Origin of the sequence: Actinomadura sp. SCN-SB, assembly GCF_043906805.1 — a bacterium.
Taxonomy (GTDB): domain Bacteria; phylum Actinomycetota; class Actinomycetes; order Streptosporangiales; family Streptosporangiaceae; genus Spirillospora.
In genome coordinates this window covers 1-1,680 of the sequence record NZ_JBIMPP010000154.1, presented here as the reverse complement: position 1 = coordinate 1,680, position 1,680 = coordinate 1, and the positions used below count along the sequence as shown (strand labels likewise).

Here is a 1,680-nt window from a genome sequence, read left to right as displayed (position 1 = left end):
CCTCGATCCACCGATGGTGAATCGAGGCCGATCTCTCGGCCGTTTTGGTGAGGTTGTCGAGTTGTCGGGCACTCGCGGGCAGGGGTGATCGGCTGGTCTGCCCAGCTTTTCCACGTGTTCGGTTCCGGTCGGGCCCGGTCGGGCGGTGGATAACGGCAGGTCAGACGCTGTCGGGTGGGGCGTGGACGATGTCGAACAGGTTCATCCACGCCTCGGTCCAGGGCCAGTTGCGGGGCAGGTGCAGGATCAGGCGGCGTGCTGAGCGCGCCAGCCGGGCCGGGACGTTGACCAGGTGGGCGCGGATGGTGGCGGTGGTCGCTCGGGTGTGGAAGGTCGAGGCCAGGGCGCCGGCGGCGCGCAGCAGGTTGAACGACATCGCCCACAGGATCAGCCAGGCGGCGTTGGCGTTGAATTGCCCAGACGGCAGGTGGGCCAGTGCTCCGGCCTTGGCGTCGGCGATGACCTGCTCGATCACGGCGTGGTGGCGGTGCTGGCGTTCGGCCTGCAGGGTCTGGAACGGGCTGTCGGTGAAGAACGGGTGGTAGCGCCAGGCGGGGAACAGTTCGCCCTGCTCCCCGACTGTGGCGGGTTTGGCCAGGTCACGGACGCGACGCACGATCAGCCGGGCGGTGACCTGCTCGCTCTTCTTCCGGCCGGTGAAGGCGGTGTAGGCGGGTATCTCGGCGACCTGGGCGTCATAGATCAGCTCGCCGGTGTCGGGGTCGAGCACGCCGGTGGGGTAGCGGATCTGCGTCCACGCATCCTCGTCGATGGCGGTGATGGCGCGCTTGATGGACGGGTTCATGCCGGTGGTGATCGAGAAGCGGGTGTCGGCGCGGCGGCAGGCGGCCACCACATCGGCGTTGTAGAACTGCGAATCGGCGCGCAGTACGCGGGTGCCGGTGGCTCCGACCTCGGTCGAGGTGGCCAGAGCCTCGGTGACCAGCCGCATCGCTCCCCGGCTGTCGGCCGAGCGGCCTTGGCGCAGCCGCACCGCGGCCACGACCGGGCGGGCGATCGGGGTGCAGATCGTGGCCAGCAGCGGATGCAGGGTCCGCACCCCTTTGAACCGCCCGACCTGGGCGCCCTGCTTGGCCCGGCCGAACACTCGCTTATGGGTGGAGTCGACGTCGATGAAGGCGACCTGGTCGGCGCCCGGCAGCAGCGGCGCCCGCCCGGCCAGCTCGCCCAGCAGCCGGCGGTGCACCGCGTGCAGTTGCAGAGTGTGGCCGTGGGTGAACGACCGCAGGAACGTGCCCAGCGTGGAGGGCGCCCGGACCCCGTCGAACGCGGTCGCCACCGCGCCGTGCCGCAGCCGGTCGGTGTCATCGATGCTGTCGGCGCCGGCGCACATCGCCGCCACCAGCGACATCACCTTCGCCGCCGGGTTCGCGCCACCACCGTTGACCGAACCGCTGATCCGTACCGCGGTGTCGACCAGCCCGGGCAGACCGGCCCGCTCCGCAAGCCGGACCACGGGCACCAGACCCGCATCGGCGATCAGGTTGTCCTCGTCGAACACCGAAGAGACCGCCGCGGCGGCATGAGAGGATTGCACTTACGGGATGCCTCGCTGATCATGCGTGATGAAGCCTTCGACAAGCCCATCATCGCAGGCCACGGGGCATCCCTTTTGCTGTTCCCGACTCCTGGACGATCATTCACCGGTGGATCGAGGCT

At 69.5% G+C, this 1,680-nt stretch carries 1 protein-coding gene; it reads right to left on the bottom strand.

Annotated features, from left to right (window positions below; all coding sequences use genetic code 11):
- Positions 1-160: 160 nt before the first annotated feature.
- Positions 161-1,558 carry an IS1380 family transposase gene (locus ACGWYJ_RS38795; RefSeq protein ID WP_395111689.1) on the bottom strand — a complete coding sequence of 466 codons (1,398 nt, stop codon included), beginning with the start codon at positions 1,556-1,558 and terminating at the stop codon, positions 161-163.
- Positions 1,559-1,680: the final 122 nt, after the last annotated feature.